The 16,792-nt window shown below is 65.9% G+C and carries 18 protein-coding genes; 8 read left to right on the top strand and 10 right to left on the bottom strand.

The window, feature by feature from the left end; genetic code table 11:
- Positions 1-32 precede the first annotated feature (32 nt).
- The 3 genes from SOM61_RS10550 to pmbA all read right to left on the bottom strand — a co-directional run bounded on the left by SOM61_RS10550 (position 33) and on the right by pmbA (position 2,259).
- A complete protein-coding gene (locus tag SOM61_RS10550; RefSeq protein WP_320474041.1) occupies positions 33-530 on the bottom strand; it encodes a DoxX family protein in 498 nt (165 codons plus the stop codon).
- Between the two features lie 119 nt (positions 531-649).
- Entirely contained in the window at positions 650-892 is a 243-nt protein-coding gene (locus SOM61_RS10545) for a hypothetical protein (RefSeq protein ID WP_320474040.1), read from the bottom strand.
- Positions 893-906: 14 nt separating this feature from the next.
- Positions 907-2,259: a metalloprotease PmbA gene (pmbA, locus tag SOM61_RS10540; protein ID WP_320474039.1), complete on the bottom strand. Its 1,353-nt coding sequence runs from the start codon at positions 2,257-2,259 to the stop codon at positions 907-909.
- 94 nt (positions 2,260-2,353) lie between these two features.
- On the opposite strand from pmbA, the gene yjgA reads away from it, so the two are divergent.
- The 3 genes from yjgA to SOM61_RS10525 are packed head-to-tail and all read left to right on the top strand — an operon-like array spanning position 2,354 to position 4,232.
- Positions 2,354-2,953: a ribosome biogenesis factor YjgA gene (gene yjgA / locus SOM61_RS10535; protein ID WP_320474038.1), complete on the top strand. Its 600-nt coding sequence runs from the start codon at positions 2,354-2,356 to the stop codon at positions 2,951-2,953.
- Positions 2,931-3,551 carry a molybdopterin adenylyltransferase gene (gene mog / locus SOM61_RS10530; protein ID WP_320474037.1) on the top strand — a complete coding sequence of 207 codons (621 nt, stop codon included), beginning with the start codon at positions 2,931-2,933 and terminating at the stop codon, positions 3,549-3,551. The genes yjgA and mog overlap by 23 nt, the downstream gene beginning before the upstream one ends.
- A gap of 12 nt (positions 3,552-3,563) precedes the next feature.
- On the top strand, positions 3,564-4,232 hold the full coding sequence (locus SOM61_RS10525) for an alpha/beta hydrolase (RefSeq protein WP_123068825.1): 669 nt from the start codon (positions 3,564-3,566) through the stop codon (positions 4,230-4,232).
- A 49-nt stretch (positions 4,233-4,281) separates the two neighbouring features.
- On the opposite strand, the gene SOM61_RS10520 is transcribed toward SOM61_RS10525, so the two are convergent.
- A complete protein-coding gene (locus SOM61_RS10520; protein WP_320474036.1) occupies positions 4,282-5,607 on the bottom strand; it encodes an aspartate aminotransferase family protein in 1,326 nt (441 codons plus the stop codon).
- 140 nt (positions 5,608-5,747) lie between these two features.
- Here SOM61_RS10520 and SOM61_RS10515 point away from each other — a divergent pair, with 140 nt between their 5' ends.
- A complete protein-coding gene (locus tag SOM61_RS10515) occupies positions 5,748-6,302 on the top strand; it encodes a carboxymuconolactone decarboxylase family protein (protein WP_320474125.1) in 555 nt (184 codons plus the stop codon).
- A 4-nt stretch (positions 6,303-6,306) separates the two neighbouring features.
- Here the strand turns inward: SOM61_RS10515 and SOM61_RS10510 are convergent, their stop codons facing one another.
- From SOM61_RS10510 to SOM61_RS10500, 3 genes are all read right to left on the bottom strand, one after another.
- Positions 6,307-7,155, bottom strand: a complete 849-nt coding sequence (locus SOM61_RS10510; protein WP_320474035.1) for a fumarylacetoacetate hydrolase family protein — start codon at positions 7,153-7,155, stop codon at positions 6,307-6,309.
- A gap of 75 nt (positions 7,156-7,230) precedes the next feature.
- On the bottom strand, positions 7,231-7,593 hold the full coding sequence (locus SOM61_RS10505; protein ID WP_320474034.1) for a c-type cytochrome: 363 nt from the start codon (positions 7,591-7,593) through the stop codon (positions 7,231-7,233).
- Positions 7,590-8,162 carry a c-type cytochrome gene (locus SOM61_RS10500; RefSeq protein WP_320474033.1) on the bottom strand — a complete coding sequence of 191 codons (573 nt, stop codon included), beginning with the start codon at positions 8,160-8,162 and terminating at the stop codon, positions 7,590-7,592. Before SOM61_RS10500 ends, SOM61_RS10505 begins: the two co-directional genes overlap by 4 nt.
- 86 nt (positions 8,163-8,248) lie before the next feature.
- On the opposite strand from SOM61_RS10500, the gene SOM61_RS10495 reads away from it, so the two are divergent.
- The 4 genes from SOM61_RS10495 to SOM61_RS10480 are packed head-to-tail and all read left to right on the top strand — an operon-like array spanning position 8,249 to position 12,462.
- Positions 8,249-8,641 carry a c-type cytochrome gene (locus SOM61_RS10495; protein ID WP_320474032.1) on the top strand — a complete coding sequence of 131 codons (393 nt, stop codon included), beginning with the start codon at positions 8,249-8,251 and terminating at the stop codon, positions 8,639-8,641.
- 10 nt (positions 8,642-8,651) lie between these two features.
- Entirely contained in the window at positions 8,652-9,614 is a 963-nt protein-coding gene (gene coxB, locus SOM61_RS10490) for a cytochrome c oxidase subunit II (RefSeq protein ID WP_320474031.1), read from the top strand.
- Complete coding sequence (gene ctaD / locus SOM61_RS10485; protein WP_320474030.1) at positions 9,611-12,133, top strand: cytochrome c oxidase subunit I; 2,523 nt, start codon at positions 9,611-9,613, stop codon at positions 12,131-12,133. Before coxB ends, ctaD begins: the two co-directional genes overlap by 4 nt.
- Positions 12,134-12,135: 2 nt before the next feature.
- The gene (locus tag SOM61_RS10480) at positions 12,136-12,462 is read left to right on the top strand and encodes a hypothetical protein (RefSeq protein ID WP_320474029.1); all 327 of its coding nucleotides are present in this window, start codon (positions 12,136-12,138) and stop codon (positions 12,460-12,462) included.
- 148 nt (positions 12,463-12,610) lie between these two features.
- On the opposite strand, the gene SOM61_RS10475 is transcribed toward SOM61_RS10480, so the two are convergent.
- From SOM61_RS10475 to SOM61_RS10465, 3 genes are read right to left on the bottom strand one after another with little or no spacing between them, the layout of a single operon-like run.
- On the bottom strand, positions 12,611-13,927 hold the full coding sequence (locus tag SOM61_RS10475) for a PQQ-dependent sugar dehydrogenase (RefSeq protein ID WP_320474028.1): 1,317 nt from the start codon (positions 13,925-13,927) through the stop codon (positions 12,611-12,613).
- Positions 13,928-13,984: 57 nt separating this feature from the next.
- Positions 13,985-15,247: an MFS transporter gene (locus SOM61_RS10470; RefSeq protein WP_320474027.1), complete on the bottom strand. Its 1,263-nt coding sequence runs from the start codon at positions 15,245-15,247 to the stop codon at positions 13,985-13,987.
- A 17-nt stretch (positions 15,248-15,264) separates the two neighbouring features.
- Entirely contained in the window at positions 15,265-16,659 is a 1,395-nt protein-coding gene (locus tag SOM61_RS10465) for a KamA family radical SAM protein (protein ID WP_320474026.1), read from the bottom strand.
- Positions 16,660-16,792: the final 133 nt, after the last annotated feature.

Raw genomic sequence — 16,792 nt, 5'->3', positions numbered from 1 at the left:
CATGCCGGGGCGTTTTTTATGGCGCACCAGGGTCAGATCGCGACGCCAAAGCGACGATCCAGCGCAAACCGTCCACTGCCGCGCACCGCGATGTACAGCGCCAGGAAGCCCATCAGGAAAGGAAACTCGATGCCGCGGTCGATCCACGGCCAGGTGGGGCCGAGCGCATGGCAGATGCCGACCATTTGCAGGGCGATCAGGAGCGCGACCGGCCTGGCCCACAATCCCAGCGCCAGCATCAGCGCGCCGCCCGTCTCGAGCAGCATGACAAGGAAGGCCAGTTGCGGCGCGAACGGCAAGCCCATCACGTCCTGGATCAGCCGGGTCGAGCCGGCCATCGGATCGGCCATCGACCCGTGCGGGATGCCCAGCGCCTTGGGCAGGCCATGGGTGAACATGACGATGCCGAAAACGCAGCGCAGCAGGGCATAGAGGACGGGTTCGGCGCGCCGGTAGAAGGTGTCCAGTTGCGGCAGCAGCAGGCGCTCGCGCGCCGCGGGCCGACTGGTTTCCTGGAGGATTGATTGCATCGCTGGTCCTTGCGCGTGGTGGAAGACCGGCTCATCTTGCCGGCGCACGCTGCAGCGATAAAGATACTGAAACCGGATTGTTAATTCACTATCGATCAACAATCCAGCTGCGGGGGACCTTAGAGTTCGACGCCCAGGTGGGTCTTGACCCACGCATTCGCATCCGCGATGCTGTCGAAATGCAGGGTCGCGATCGCGGTTTTATCGGACGCAAGGAAGGTGGCATATACCTTGCGGCTGTCAGCGCCGGCCGAACTGAGCAGGTCGGATTGCGGGGCCAACTCGACGGTGGCCACCAGGTCGAGATTGAGCAGCACCGTCTTGGGGCTGCTCTCTTTGTCGATGCGGACGAATCGGCCCATGGCGCGCTCCTCTTTCAGTTACCGGCCACGACCATCTTCTCGATCAGGATCGAGCCGGTGGTCTTGTTGCCGCGTACGAGGGTATCGTTACCAACGGCAACGATTTGCTGGAACATCTCACGCATATTGCCGGCGATGGTGATTTCTTCGACCGGATACTGGATGACGCCGTTCTCGACCCAGTAGCCCGACGCGCCGCGCGAATAGTCGCCGGTCACGTAGTTGACGCCCTGGCCCATCAGTTCGGTGACCAGCAGGCCCGTGCCGAGCTTGCGCAGCATGCCTTCGAAATCGTCGCTGCGACGGGTGTCCTTGGAGACGATCTCGAGATTGTGCGAGCCGCCGGCATTGCCGGTGGTTTTCATGCCCAGCTTGCGTGCCGAGTACGAGGACAGGAAGTACCCCTGCAGCACGCCATCGGCGATCACCTTGCGGCGCACGGTCTTGACGCCCTCTTCGTCGAACGGCGCCGAGCCGACCGCGCCGACCAGGTGCGGATCTTCGACGATCTGGATGTGCGACGGGAAGACCTGCTTGCCCAGGGTATCGAGCAGGAAGGTCGACTTGCGGTACAGCGCGCCGCCCGACACGGCTTGCACGAAGGCGCCCAAGAGGCCCGCGGCCAGCGGCGCTTCGAACAGCACCGGGCAGGTGCGGGTATTGAGTTTGCGCGCATTCAGGCGCGCCAGCGCGCGCTCGGCGGCGTAGCGGCCCACTTTCTCGGGCTTGGCCAGCTCCTTGGGATTGCGCGACGAGGTGTACCAGTCGTCGCGCTGCATTTGATTGCCCTTGCCGGCGATCGGCGCCACCGAGATCGTGTGGCGCGAGAACGGGTAGCCGCCGATGAAGCCGCGCGAGTTGGCGCCGACGAAATGCGATTGCTGGACGTAGACGCTGGCGCCTTCGCTATTGGTGATGCGCTTGTCGACCTCGAAGGCGGCGTTTTCACAGCGCTTGGCCAGCTCCACCGCTTCTTCGGTGCTGATCTGCCATGGGTAGAACAGACGCAGATCCCGGGGTGCAAGCTCGAGGAGATCGGCATCGGGCAGGCCGGCGCAATCGTCCTCGGCGGTGAAGCGGGCGATATTGGCGGCTGCTTCCACGGTCGCCTTGAGCGAGCCGGTCGAGAAATCGGAGGTGCTGGCATTGCCGCGGCGCTGGCCCACGTAGACGGTGACGCCCAGGCCCTTGTCCTTGTTTTGCTCGATCGTCTCGATGTTGCCTTTACGCACAGAAATCGACAAACCGCTCCCTTCGCTGATCTCGACCGAGGCGTCGGTCGCGCCCTGCTCGCGGGCGAACGCCAGTACGTCGCGCGCCAGCTGTTTGAGCTGATCCTGGGTGTGGGTAAAAGCGTTGTCGTTCATAGGTGTTTTTCGTGGCAGGCCCTAAAACAGTTATCATAGCAGCCGTTTACAGTTTTCACTGATCGGCCCCGCGCCAATCAAATCCATTCATATCATGCCTAATCCAAATCGCGGCTCCGTCGGCTTCCAGTCGAACGAGTTCGAACCCGAATACGACCGCCCTTCCAAGTCGGAACTCAAGCGCCAGTCGAATGAGTTGCAAAAGCTCGGCGAACAGCTCGTCGAAGCCCCGCGCGACCGTGTCAAGCGCGTGCCGATGCCGGAAGACATTCGCGATGTCATCCTCGAGACCCAGACCATCACCAACCACGAAGGCCGCCGCCGCGCCATGCAGTTCGTGGGCAAGAAGATGCGCACCCTGGACGAGGAAGAAGTCGCCATCATCCAGCGCACCATCGACAGCTGGAAAGGCGCTTCGAAAGCCGAGACGGCATCGCTGCACGCGCTCGAGCGCCGCCGCGAGAAGCTGCTGGCCGACGACAAGGCGCTGACCGTCCTGCTCGAGGAAAATCCCGAACTCGACGTCCAGCACCTGCGCACCCTGATCCGCAACGCGCGCAAGGAAGTGGCCGAGTCCAAGCCGCCGAAGGCCTACCGCGAAATCTTCCAGATCCTGAAGGACCTGGGCAAGAAGAAGAAAGCCGACGCCGACGCCGATGAAGAAGGCAACGATGACGACGCCGACGAAGAGTGACGACATGCTCGTGATCGGCCTGGTGTCGGTCTCCGACCGCGCCAGCGGCGGCGTCTACGAAGACAAGGGCATCCCGGCGCTGAACGAGTGGCTGGCGGGCGCGATTACGACGCCATTTCGCGTCGAGACGCGACTGATCCCGGACGACCGCGCCAATATCGAAACGACCCTGGTCGAACTGGTCGATAGCGCGCGCTGCCACCTGGTGCTGACCACCGGCGGCACCGGCCCGGCGCGGCGCGACGTCACGCCCGAGGCCACGCTGGCCGTCGCCACCAAGGAAATGCCCGGCTTCGGCGAGCAGATGCGCCAGATCAGCCTGCGCTTCGTGCCGACCGCGATCCTGTCGCGCCAGACCGCCGTCATCCGCGAAACTGCGGACCACGCGGCCCTGATCATGAACCTGCCGGGCCAGCCGAAGTCGATCAAGGAAACCCTCGAGGGGCTCAAGGACGACGCCGGCAACACGGTCGTCGGCGGCATCTTCGCCGCTGTCCCCTACTGCATCGACCTGATTGGCGGTCCGTACATGGAAACCGATCCGGCGGTGAGCAAGACCTTCCGTCCCAAATCGGCGCTGCGTGCGCCTGCTGTTTAAACAAGAGAGCCTATGAGCCAGCTGCTGGAAAACATTGAAGTCGAGACCGCGCCGAACCCGGAAATCGCCATCATCTGGCTGCATGGGCTGGGCGCCGACGGCAACGACTTCGTGCCGATGGTGCGCGAACTGGACCTGGCCGGTCTGCCCGGCATCCGCTTCGTGTTCCCGCATGCGAACACGATGCCGGTGACGATCAACGGCGGCTACGTGATGCGCTCCTGGTACGACATCGTCGCCACCGACCTGGTGCGGCGCGAAGACGAAGCCGGCCTGCGCGCCTCGCAGCTGCAGGTCGAAGCGCTGATCGCCCGCGAAAAATCGCGCGGCATCCCGGCTTCGCGCATCATCCTGGCCGGCTTCTCGCAGGGCTGCGCGATGACCCTGCAGACCGGCCTGCGCCACCCGGAACCGCTGGCCGGCATGATGTGCCTGTCGGGCTACCTGCCACTGGCGGGCGTGGCCGGCGCCGAGCGCCATGAGGCCAGCCTGGCCACGCCGATCTTCATGGCGCATGGCGTGCAGGATCCGGTGGTGCCGTTCGCGCGTGCGGAAGATTCGCGCAAGGTGCTCGAGTCGCTCGGCTACCAGGTCGAGTGGCATGCCTACCAGATGCAGCACACGCTGTGCCTGGAAGAGGTGCAGGATATTGCGAAGTGGATTCGCAAGGTTGTTGCGTAATTTTGCGGTACTGGTTTGCGGGCTGACTTGGGTTCCCGCCACCAGCGCCTCAATTCGCCAGCGCCGCCTCCACCGCATCGCTCAAGCGCGACACGATCTCCGACAAATCCGCCGGCGTCGCAATGAACGGCGGCGCCAGCAGCACATGGTCGCCGTGCTGTCCATCGATCGTTCCCCCCATCGGATAGACCAGCAGGCCGCGCGCCATCGCCTCGGCCTTGATCGCCGCATGCAGCTTGCGCTCGGGATCGAACGGCTCCTTCGTCTCCCTGTCGCGCACGAATTCCAGCGCCAGCAGCAGCCCGCGTCCGCGGATGTCGCCCACGTGTTCGTGCACCCCGAACACGTCGCCCAGCATGCGGCGCAGCACCGCGCCGCGGCTGCGCACGCGCGCCAGCAGGTCGTCGCGCTCGATCACCTGCTGCACCGCCAGCGCCGCGGCGGCCGCCACCGGATGGCCGATATAGGTGTGCCCGTGCTGGAACATGCCGCTGCGGCTGCGCAGGCACTCGACGATTCGCCAGTGCGCCAGCACCGCGCCGATCGGCTGGTAGCCGGCACCCAGGCCCTTGGCCACGGCCACGATGTCGGGCGCCACGCCATCCTGCTCGATCGCGTACATGGTGCCGGTGCGGCCCATGCCGCACATGACTTCGTCGGCGATGAGCAGGATGTGATGGCGGTCGCAAATGGCGCGCACGCCCTGGAAGTAGCCGGGCGTGGGCGGGATCGCGCCGCCGGTCGCGCCCACCACCGGTTCGGCCACGAAGGCGATGATGTTCTCTGGCCCGGCGCGCAGGATGGTCGTCTCCAGTTCGTCGAGCAGGCCGGCGGTGTAGTCGTCGACGCTGACGCCGCTGGCGCGGCCGCGGTACTCATAGCAGGCCGACACCCGCAGCGCATCCTTCAATAGCGGGGCGAAGGCGCGCCGTCTCCATTCGTTGCCGCCCACGCCCAGCGCGCCCAGCGTGTTGCCGTGATAGCTCTGGCGCCGCGCCAGAAAGCGGGTGCGCTGCGGCTCGCCCATCTCGACCCAGTACTGGCGCGCCAGCTTGAGCGCGGTCTCCATCGCCTCGGAGCCGCCGGAGACGAAATACACTCCGCCCATGCCTTCCGGCCCGCCCTCGACCAGGCGCTTGGCCAGCTGCTCGGCCACGTCGGTGGTAAAGAAGGCAGTGTGGGCGTAGGCGCAGCGGTCGATCTGGCGGTGCATGGCGGCGATCACGTCGGGGTGGCCGTGGCCCAGCGAAGAGACGGCGGCGCCGCTGCTGGCGTCGATGTAGGTCTTGCCGTTGGTGTCGCGAAGCACGATGCCTTCGCCGCCAGCCGCGAGGGGCGGCACCTGGCGCAGGCTGCGGTGGATGATATGGCTCATGAACGCTTACCTCCAGTGGGGTCGACACTTGACGATAAGCGCGCGGGCGACGGCTTCTTTTGATTTTTAGCGCGGGCCGTGCGAATATTTCTGTGGATTCACTTTTGGTGCAACACATGAGTGAGCAGATGAATGAGCAGATGAGCGAACGCCTGGGCCCCATCCCGGATCACGCACTGAGCGAGGCCCAGCGCACCGCCGCGCAGGAGATCGCCGCCGGCCCGCGCGGCGCCGTCTACGGCCCCTTCGTGCCGCTGCTGCGCAGTCCCGAGCTGATGAGCCATGCGCAGCGCATGGGCGAGTATCTGCGCTACCGCAGCGCGATCGGGGTGCGTTTGTCGGAGCTGGCGATCCTCGTTACGGCGCGCCAGTGGGACCAGCAGGTGGAGTGGGCGATCCATGCGCCGATCGCGGCCCAGGTGGGGATTCCGTCGTCGGTGATCACCGCCATCGCGGCGCGCGAGCGGCCGGGCGACATGCTGGTGGACGAAGCGGTGGTGCACGACTTCTGCACCCAGCTGCACGAGCACAAGGCGGTGTCGGACCGGGTGTATGCCGACGCGCTGGCGCTGTTCGGCGAGCAGGGCGTGGTCGACCTCATCGGGATCAACGGCTACTACACCCTGCTCGCCATGGTGATGAATACGGCGCGCACCAGCGTGCCCGAAGAGGGCGACTGGCGCATGCCGGATTAGTTGGCTACTTCGGAAACGCGACCACCTCGGCCTGCTGCTCGCCCAGTCCCGCGATCCCCACGCGCAGCTGGTCGCCCTTCTTGAGGAAGCGCTGCGGCGAGCGGCCCATGCCAACGCCCGGCGGGGTGCCGGTGGTGATGATGTCGCCCGGCTCCAGGGTCATGAAGCGCGATACGTAGCTGACGATCTGCGCGACACTGAAGATCATGCTCGCCGTGTTCCCGGTCTGCATGCGCTTGCCGTTCAGCTCCAGGTAGAGGTCGAGGTCTTGCACGTCGTAGATTTCGTCGCGCGTGACCAGGAAGGGGCCGACCGGGCCGAAGGTGTCGCAGCCTTTTCCTTTATCCCACTGCGAGCCCATTTCGAACTGGAAGGCGCGTTCCGAGACGTCGTTGACCACGCAGTAGCCGGCCACGTGCTTGACCGCGTCTTCTTCGCTCACGTACTGCGCGCGCGCGCCGATGATCACGCCCAGCTCGACTTCCCAGTCGGTCTTCTTCGAGCCTTTCGGCAGCACGATCGCATCGTCCGGGCCGTTCAGGGAGCTGATCGCCTTGGTGAAGAACACCGGCTCGCTCGGCATCGTGGATTTGGTTTCGGCGACGTGGTCGGCGTAGTTCATGCCGATGCCGATGAATTTGCCGACGCCCTTGACCGGCACGCCCAGGCGCGGATTGCCGCGCACCAGCGGCAGGGTTTTGTGGTCGATCTTCGCCAGCTTGCGCAGCGCCTTGTCGCCCAGTACCGACGCATCGATGTCGTCGATGATGCCGGACAGGTCGCGCAGGCGGCCCTCTTCGTCGAACAGGCCCGGTTTTTCTTTGCCCGGGCGGCCATAGCGCACCAATCTCATGTCAATCTTCCTCGATCGTGAACGTGCAGGCCGTGGGCGGCCCGCATCAAACCGGGGATGATACCAAGGATCGACCTATTGACTGAGCAGATAGGCGCTGATGTCGATCGCATCGCGCTCGCTCACACCCATGGCCGGCATCGCATTGCCGGGGTCGATGGCCTGTGGATCCATGATCCAGCGCACCAGGTTGTCCTGGGTGTTGGGCACCTTGCCGGCGATGTAGCGGCGCTCGGCCATGTCGTCGAGCGGCCGGCCGACATAGACCTTCGAGCCGGCGATGGTCGGCACCGCGTGGCAGGAATGGCAGGCGTACTGGGTCAGCGCGATCTTGCCGCGTTCGGGATCGCCCTGGATGCCGGGCGCCGGCCGCGTCGGGCCGCAGGCCGCCACCAGCATGGCCAGCGCCATCATGGCGGGAATGCGTGCTGCGGTCATGGCGCCTCCCCCTCGGTTACGGTTGCCGCCGCTGCCCCGATAGAGGTCCTGCGGCGAAAATCTTCCTGCGTCATGTCCGGCATGGCCGACACGAACGCCACCACGGCCCAGATATCGTTGTCGCTCAGGTGATATTCCCAGGCCGGCATGCCGCTCATCTTGATGCCGTTGCGCGTGATCCAGTACAGCTCGCGCGTTTCCCAGTTGACGTCGGCGTCGACCAGCGGGCCGGGCACCGGCTGCATGCTCATGCCCTGCTTGAGCGGCGCCACACCCGGCCCGCCATGGCACTGGATGCAGTTGGCCTTGTAGACGGCAGCGCCGCGCACCAGCTGCTCCGGCGCGCCCAGTCCCTCGGGCACCTGGATATCGCGCGCATGGTTCTGCACCGAATACTGCAAGCCTTCCTCGAAGACGGTATAGATCAGCGGGTAGTGCTGCTGGGTGGCGGCGATGTTGTAGAAACCGCCGCGCAGGACGACCAGGCCGATGACGGCGCCGATCACCCCTGCCCCCAGCAGGGTCAGCACCATGGTCTTGACGATAAGTCGTGCGCGATTGGATAGCATCACTTAGGCCGCTCTGTTAAAAAAATGACATCGGATTTCTTGTATTATAAAAGCCACAGCCTTTTCACGAAAAATCAACCGTGCGCATGAATATCTGTCAATACGGCCGCCCCCCCCTGCTCCGCGCCAGCGCCCTGCTGCTGTGCGCGGCGCTGGCGAGCGCCTGCAGCAGCCAGGACCAGCCCAGCCGCGTCGAAGGCGGCGATCCCGAGCGCGGTCGCCTGCTGACCCAGCAATACCAGTGCGCGGCCTGCCACTTCATTCCCGAGGTGCAGGGCACGAACGGCGACGCCGGCCCGTCGCTGCAATACATGGGCCGCCTGAGCTATATCGCGGGCAGCATCCCGAACCAGCCCGAGAACATGGTGCGCTTCCTGCGCAACCCTCCCGCGGTCAAGCCCGGCACGCTGATGCCGGCGCTCGGCATTTCCGAAGAAGATGCGCGCCACATGGCCGCCTTCATGTACACGCTGAAATGAGCGAGCTGCGATGAACGACCTGCAATCCGTCCTCCACCCGGCAGGCGCCGATGCCGCCATCATCCACCAGTTCACCTGGGTGCTGTGTGTCGGCGCCACGCTGATCTTCGTCTTCGTGATGGGCTTGCTGACCCTGGCCATGCGGCGCAAGGCGCGCCCGATCCGGCCCGCCATCTGGATCTTCGGCGCCGGCATCGCCTTCCCGGTCGTGGTGCTCACCGCCCTCCTCGCCTGGAGCACCTGGCGCAGCGCGCAGCTGGCGCCGCAGACCTCGCACGACGCGATGACGATTTCGGTCACCGGCAAGATGTGGTGGTGGGAAGTACGCTACCGCGACCCGGCGACCAATCGCGAGATCATCACCGCCAATGAAATCCACATACCGGTCGGCGAGTCGGTCTACCTGGGCATGACGGCGTCCGACGTGATCCACAGCCTGTGGGTCCCGGCCCTGGCCGGCAAGCGCGACATGATCCCGGGCCGCGTGACGGGCCTGACCCTGCGCGCCGACAAGGCGGGCGTCTACCGCGGCCAGTGCGCCGAGTACTGCGGCGAGCAGCACGCGCGCATGGCCTTCCACGTGATCGCCCTGCCGCGTCCCGAATTCGACGCCTGGCTGGCGCGCCAGGCGCAACCCGCGCTGCCGGCCGACACCACGGTGCTGCAGCGCGGCCGCGAGGCCTTCCTGGCGCAGCAATGCCAGGCCTGCCACACGATCCGCGGCGTCACCGACGTGCCGCCGTTCTCCGAGCAAGCGCGCATTGCCGACACCTCGCGCCTGGGCCCCGACCTGACCCACGTCGGCAGCCGCCGCGAGATCGCGGCCGGCACCCTGCGTAATCACCGTGGCACGCTGGCCGGCTGGATCGCCGACCCGCAAGCCATCAAGCCGGGCGTGTTCATGCCGCCTTCACAAGACCTGGACGGCGAAACCCTGCGCGCACTGGCCACTTACCTCGAGCACCTGAAATGACGACGCGCGACGCTACCTTGAACGACGACGCTTTACCCAATCCCCTGCCACGCCCGCCGCTGGAGCTGACCCGCCTCGAAGAAGTCTGGGAAACCCCGCGCGGCTGGCGCTTCTTCAAATCGGTCAACAACACCAATATCGGCCTGCTGTACATCGGCACGGCGATCCTGTTCTTCATCCTGGCCGGCATCCTGGCCCTGATCATGCGGGTGCAGCTGGCGGTGCCGGACAACGACCTGGTGGCGGCCAGCACCTACAACCAGATCTTCACGATGCATGGCACCGTGATGATGTTCCTGTTCGCGATCCCGATCGTCGAGGCGATCGCGGTCTATCTGCTGCCGAACATGCTGGGCGCGCGCGATCTACCCTTCCCGCGCTTGTCGGCATATGCCTTCTGGGCCTATGCCTTCGGCGGCCTGGCCTTCTTCTGCACCCTGTTCTGGGGCCTGGCGCCGGACGGCGGCTGGTTCATGTATCCGCCGCTGACCGGCATGAAGTATTCGCCCGGCCTGAACGCCGACTTCTGGCTGCTGGGGATCGGCTTCATCGAGATCTCGGCGATCGCCGGTGCGATCGAACTGATCGTCGGCATCCTGTTCACCCGCGCACCGGGCATGACCCTGCGCCGCATGCCGGTGTATGCCTGGGCGATGCTGGTGGTGGGCGTGATGATCATCATCGCCTTCCCGGCCGTGATCGCCGGCACGGCGCTGCTCGAACTCGAGCGCGCGCTGAACATGCCGATCTTCGATCCCGAGCGCGGCGGCGACCCGCTGATCTGGCAGCACCTGTTCTGGTTCTTCGGCCACCCCGAGGTCTACATCATCTTCCTGCCGGCGGCCGGCATGATCTCGACCATGATCCCCACCATCGCCCAGAACCGCCTGGTGGGACGGCGCGTGATCGTGGTGGCGCTGGTCGGCGTCGGCATCTTCAGCTTCGGCCTGTGGGCCCACCACATGTTCACCGCCGGCCTGGGCGTGCTCGAGATGAGTCTGATCTCGGCGGCCAGCATGGCGGTCGCCATCCCCACCGGCATCCAGGTATTCGGCTGGATCGCCACCTTGTGGAGCGGGCGTATCAAGATGAACGCTCCTACTCTGTTCATGCTCGGCTTCATGTTCATCTTCGTGCTGGGCGGGCTGACCGGCGTGATGGTGGCCGTGATCCCGTTCGACTGGCAGGTGCACGACACCTATTTCATCGTCGCCCACCTGCACTATGTGCTGATCGGCGGCATGGTGTTCCCGGTGTTCGCCGCCATTTATTACTGGATGCCGCTGGTGAACGGCAACCAGATGTCCGAGCGCTGGGCCAAGCCGATCTTCTGGCTGCTGTTCGGCGGCTTCAACATCACCTTCTTCCCGATGCACATCACGGGCCTGTACGGCATGCCGCGCCGGGTGTACACCTACTCGCACGAGATGGGCTGGGACTGGCTCAATATGCTGTCGACCGTCGGCGCCTTCATGTTCGCCCTCGGTATCCTGGCCATGATCGTCGACGCCACCCGCACCCTGCGCCGTCCGGAGAAAAAGACCGGCAATCCGTGGAATGCGGCCACGCTCGAATGGCTTCCCAACGAAGACTACGGCAACCGCAGCATCCCGATCATCACCTCCGACGATCCGCTGTGGGACCAGCCGACCCTGTCGAAGGAAGTGGAAGAAGGACGCCATTACCTGCCCGGCACCGTCACCGGCCGCCGCGAGACAATCGCCACCAGCCCGGTGAGCGCGACACCCAACTACCTGATGATCCTGCCCGGCGACAGCTGGCTGACCGTGATCGGCGCCGCCGGCACCGCCGGCTTCTTCCTGCTGCTGACCGTGAAGGCGATGGTGCTGGCCTTCATCTGCGGCTTCATCGCGATCGCCTCGATCATCGGCTGGCTGTGGCAGTCGGATCGCAGCGTCAATATGACGCACGCTCCGATCGGCGGCGGCATCAAGCTGCCGATCGGTGCGGTTGGTGCCGCCTCGCATTCGTGGTGGGGCACCTTCATCATGCTGATCGTGATCTACGGAATCTTCTGGTCCTTTGCCTACACCTATATCCACACCTCGATGCGGCTCGAGATCTGCCCGCCGCCGGGCGCCTCGCTGCCCGACGGGATCTACACCATCGGCGCCGCCGTCCTGCTGCTGGCGGGCTCCGCCCTGGTCTGGTTCAGCGGCCGCCTGAAGGGCCACGGCATGGCCTGGACGACGCTGGCGGCGCTGGCCTGCACCACGGGCGCCTTCCTGCTCGACGTGCACAGCTGGCGCCTGGTACACCTGGACGGCACCAAGGACGCGTGGAGCGCCTCGATCTCGATCATGCTCGGCTTCCAGGGCGTGATGCTGTTCGTGCTGCTGCTGGCCGCACCCTACCTGTGCGTGCGCGCCTGGCGCGGCCTGGTCAAGCCGGAAAACCGCGCCACGCGCGACAATATCGCGCTGATCTGGCACTACGTGACGCTGCAGGGCCTGACCGCCATGGTGGTGATCCGTGGCCTGCTGCTGGTGATGGATTGACTATGGACGACCAATTCTTCCGGCGCGCCACGCGCGCCTCGCTTCCCCTCCTGGTCTGGGCCGCGCATTTCGGCTTCAGCTATATCGTGGCCACGGCCCAGTGCACGCCGGGCGCCTGGCGGCCCGAAGGGCCGAACCCGTGGCTGCTGGGCGGCGTCACGCTGCTGGCACTGGCCATCTGCGTATGGAGCGGCGCCGCCGGCGCCAGGCGCCTGCGGCAGGGGTCGACCGAGTTCGTGGATTATGTGGCGGCGGCCAGCGCGGTGCTGGCGTTCGTGGCGATCGCGTGGACCGGGATGCCTGTGTTGCTGGTGAGCGGCTGCGCCTGACGGCGCGCTCGGACACGCGGCCGTAACACGTCGTTCCCGCGCAGGCGGGAACCCAAGCTTGCTCGCACTGACGCTACGTCCAATGATATCGGCAACGCGAAAGACTTGGGTTCCCGCCTGCGAGGGAACGACGTGCTGGCGTCGCGGATTAGCCTGGCTCAGGCACCACGCGCCAGATCACGTTGCCGACATCGTCGGCCACCAGCACCGCGCCCTTGTGGTCGACCGCGACCCCGACCGGCCGGCCATGGGCCTGGCCATCCTGGTTGACGAAGCCGGTCAGCATGTCGACCGGCTTCCCGTTCGGCCGTCCACCCTTGAACGGCACGAACACCACGTTGTAGCCCGAGCGCGGCTTGCGGTTCCATGAGCCGTGGTTGCCGATGATGGCGCCGTTCCTGAACTGCGCCGGCAGCAGCGAGCCTTCGTAGAAGGCCAGGCCCAGCGCCGCCACGTGGGCGCCCAGCGCGTAATCCGGCACGATTGCCTTTTCCACCAGGTCGGGACGCGGCGGCTTGACGCGCGTGTCGACGTTCTTGCCGAAGTAGCTGTACGGCCAGCCATAGAAGCCGCCATCCTTCACCGAAGTCAGGTAGTCCGGCACCAGGTCGCTGCCGATCAGGTCGCGCTCGTTCACCACGGTCCACAGCACACCGGTCTCGGGCTGCCAGGCCATGCCGTTCGGATTGCGCAGGCCCGACGCGAACACGCGCGTCTTGCCGCTGGCGACGTCGATCTCCAGGATCGCGGCCCGGTCCTGTTCCTGGTCCATGCCGTTCTCGGCGACGTTGCTGTTCGAGCCCGTGGTCGCGTACAGCTTGCTGCCATCCTTGCTGGCGATGATGTTCTTGGTCCAGTGGTGGTTCAGCGGACCGCCCGGCAGCGGCGCCACCTGCTGCGGTTTGTCCAGGATCTCGGTCACGCCTTCCTTGTACGGAAAGCGCACCACCGCATCGGTATTGGCCACGTACAGGGTGTCGCCCACCAGCGCCATCCCGAACGGCGAATTCAGGTCTTTCAGGAACACGCTTTTGAGTTCGGCCACGCCGTCACCGTCGGCGTCGCGCAGCAGGCTGATACGGTTCGCGCTCGGCACGCCGGCGCCGGCACGCGCCATGACCTTGCCCGTCACCCAGTCGCCGATGCCCTTTTTTGCGGGACGCTGCGGCGCATTGGTCTCGGCCACCAGCACGTCGCCGTTCGGGAGCACGTAGATCCAGCGCGGGTGATCCAGCGCGGTGCCGAACGCATTGACCGCCAGGCCGGGCGCCGGGGTCGGCGTCATATTGGCCGGCCAGCTCTTGGCCGGGGCGATGTGGACGGTCGGGATAAGGGTCTTGTTCGGCTCCTTCAGGGTCGGCTGCGACCCCATGTCGGCGCCGGCCGGCAAGGTCGATTTATCGCCGCAGGCGGCCAGCACGAGCATGGCGGCGCCGGCGCACATCAACGGAAGTGGTTTGCCCATGGCTTTCCCCAGGAATATTGAATGGGGAAAGTGTATATGACAAGTCGCCCTTGCACGTTACGGCTGAGAAAGCTCAGCCGTGCGCCGGCGCGCGAAACGCCACAGGCCGGGCAGCTGGATCGCCACCAGCAGGGCGAAGGCGGCGCGGTAGGCTTCCGGCGGCGCGCGGCCGAGCAGGTCGGGCTCCCACAGGCCGATCACCAGCCCGAACCCAGCCTGCACCAGGAAGGCGCCGATGAAGATCAAAAGGTTCAGGAAAGTCGCGGCGCGTCCTGTCAGTTCGCGCGGCATCGATTGCGCCACGATGGCGTATTCGATGCCGGTGATCGTGCCCACCAGCGTGAACATCACCGACAGCATCGCGAAACTGGGACGGTAACCGACCACGAAGGCCGCCTGCACCAGCACGAAGAAGGTGATGCCGGCGGCCGCCACATCGAGCGGCGGCATGCCGCGCCTTCCGGCCCATTCGGTGATCATGCCGACCGCGATCGCACCGAACACCACCGCCGCCATCCCCAGGTACAGCAGATAGGCGACCGCGGGCTCGGGATAGCGGCCCACGTCGGACAGCCAGCGCCCGATCCACAGGCCCTGCACCCCGAAGAACACCGCATGCGGGATCAGCACCAGTGAGGCCACCGCCCGAAAACTCGATGCACGCCAGACTTCGCGCAGGGCCGGCAGCAACGGACCGCGCTGCGCGGCGGGGCCGTCGGCCTTGGGGTACAGCAGCGCGATCAACAGGCCGGTACAGGCCACCAGCGCCGCCAGCAGGAGGAACAGGCCGCGCCAGTCGGTGTATTCCAGCGCCGCGCGCACCGGCATCGTGGCGCTGGCGGCGCCCATGCCGCCCACCGCGATCAGGTAGCCGTGCACCGACGGCAGCCGGTTCGGCGCGATCCAGGTGGAGATCGCCTTGACCGCCGCCATGAAGCAGCCGCCCAGGCCGCAGCCCATGACGGCGCGCGCCGCCAGCAGGCCATAAAAGCCGTTGCAGTTCGCGAACAGCAGCGCGCCGCAGGAAGCCAGCAGCAGCATCGTCACCTGCACCCGGCGCGGCCCAAAGCGGTCCAGCGCCATCCCGACCGGCAGCTGGACCAGGGCGAAGGCGAAGAAGAACGCGCTGGTGAGCAGCCCGAGCTGGCCCGGCGTGAGCGCCAGCGCGCCCACCAGGTGCGAGGCCAGCACCGCGTTCACGTTGCGCAGCAGGCAAGACAGGTAGTGCCCCAGCGCGAACGGCAGGAACACGTAGAAGAACACCCCCACGCCGGACAGGCGCAGGGGTGCCGGGCAAGCCACGGCGGCTGGCTGCATCATCGGACCCGCGCCCGGCGTCAGGCCGCGTCGGGTTGCGCTTCGCCGCGCTGGCCGGCCGGGACCAGCGGGATCACGCGCCCGCCGGGGCCGCGCAGCGGGCCGCCGCTTTCCATCTCGAAGAAGAAGCGGTCACGCCCGAACGCGGGCTTGAGGTGATCGAGCCAGGTCGCATTGGGGTCGAACCTGGCGAAGAACGGGCGGCGCACCCACTCCGGATTGCGCGCCTGCAGGAACTGCAGCGCGAACAGCTTTTCGCCATTGATGGTCACCACCCCGTCGATCACGACCTTGCCCGGGAAGGCGCTCATCGACGGCCCGCGCACGGTGCGCGACAGGCCCGACACCATCGAGTACGCCTCCTGGAAGATCTCATGGGCGCGCGCCAGCGGCAGCGAGAAGTAGTCGCGCGGCCCGGTGTCGCGCTCGACGAACATGTAATAGGGAATGGCGCCCAGGCGTACGCCGGTGGTCCACAGCTCGGCCCAGCTCTTCGGGTCTTCGTTGATGTGGCGGATCAGCGGACCTTGCATGCGCAGGGTGGCGCCGGTGCCGACGATGCGCTTGACCGCCTGCTGGGCGATGGGCGCCCGCAGTTCGACCGCGTGGTTGTAGTGGCCCATGATGGCCAGGTTCTTCCCGCTCGCCACCACTTTCTCGAACAGACGCAGCAGGTCGTCGCTGTCCTTGTCCGACACGAAGCGCTGCGGCCAATAGGCGACCGACTTGGTGCCGATGCGGATGTTCTGGATGTGTTCCAGCTCGGGCGCCAGCAGGGGTTCGAGGAACTCGGCCAACGAGCGGGTGTTCATGATCATCGGGTCGCCGCCGGTGATCAGGACGTCGGTCACGTCCCGATGCATCTTGAGGTAGGCCACCAGTTCGCTGCACTCGCGCGCATCGAACTTCATCTCTTCCATGCCGACGAACTGCGGCCAGCGGAAGCAGAAGGTGCAGTAGGCGTGGCAGGTCTGGCCGGCGCTGGGGAAGAACAGCACGGTCTCTTTATACTTGTGCTGCAGGCCCTTGAGCGGCGCGTCGTTCACGCGCGGCACGTTGTGCGTCATCTGGCCGGCCGGGTGCGGATTCATGCGCATGCGGATGTCGTTCACCAGGCGCGCGGTCGCGGCATCGTCCTTCTTGACCAGCACCAGCTCGCGCAGCTGCTCGTACTCCTGGGCCGGCAGCATGTCGCGGTGCGGGAAAGTCAGGCGGTAGATCGGATCGTCGGGCACGCGCTTCCAGTCGATCAGCTCATCCATCACATAGGCGTTGGTGCGAAACGGCAGCACGTGGGATACCACCTGTACGGCTTCCTGCAGCTCGGGCGAAAGCCATTCCCATTGGCGCGCGGTAACGATGGACTGGCGCGTGTACGGCTTGAACTTGGTAGGCGTCGATGCAGTCGTGGTCACAAGAATTCTCCAGTGAGATGACAAGCGGCAAGTTGCCGGGAAGCACTCATCTTAGGGAGCCTGTATGCAACAGGAATTGCCTTCAATCAATCACCCTGTCTCTCGCACCGGGGTTTGGACAAACCTGTCGCAA

It is taken from the genome of Massilia sp. CFBP9012, from assembly GCF_034045115.1.
Taxonomy (GTDB): Bacteria; Pseudomonadota; Gammaproteobacteria; order Burkholderiales; family Burkholderiaceae_D; genus Telluria.
This window is presented reverse-complemented; position numbering and strand designations above follow the sequence as displayed.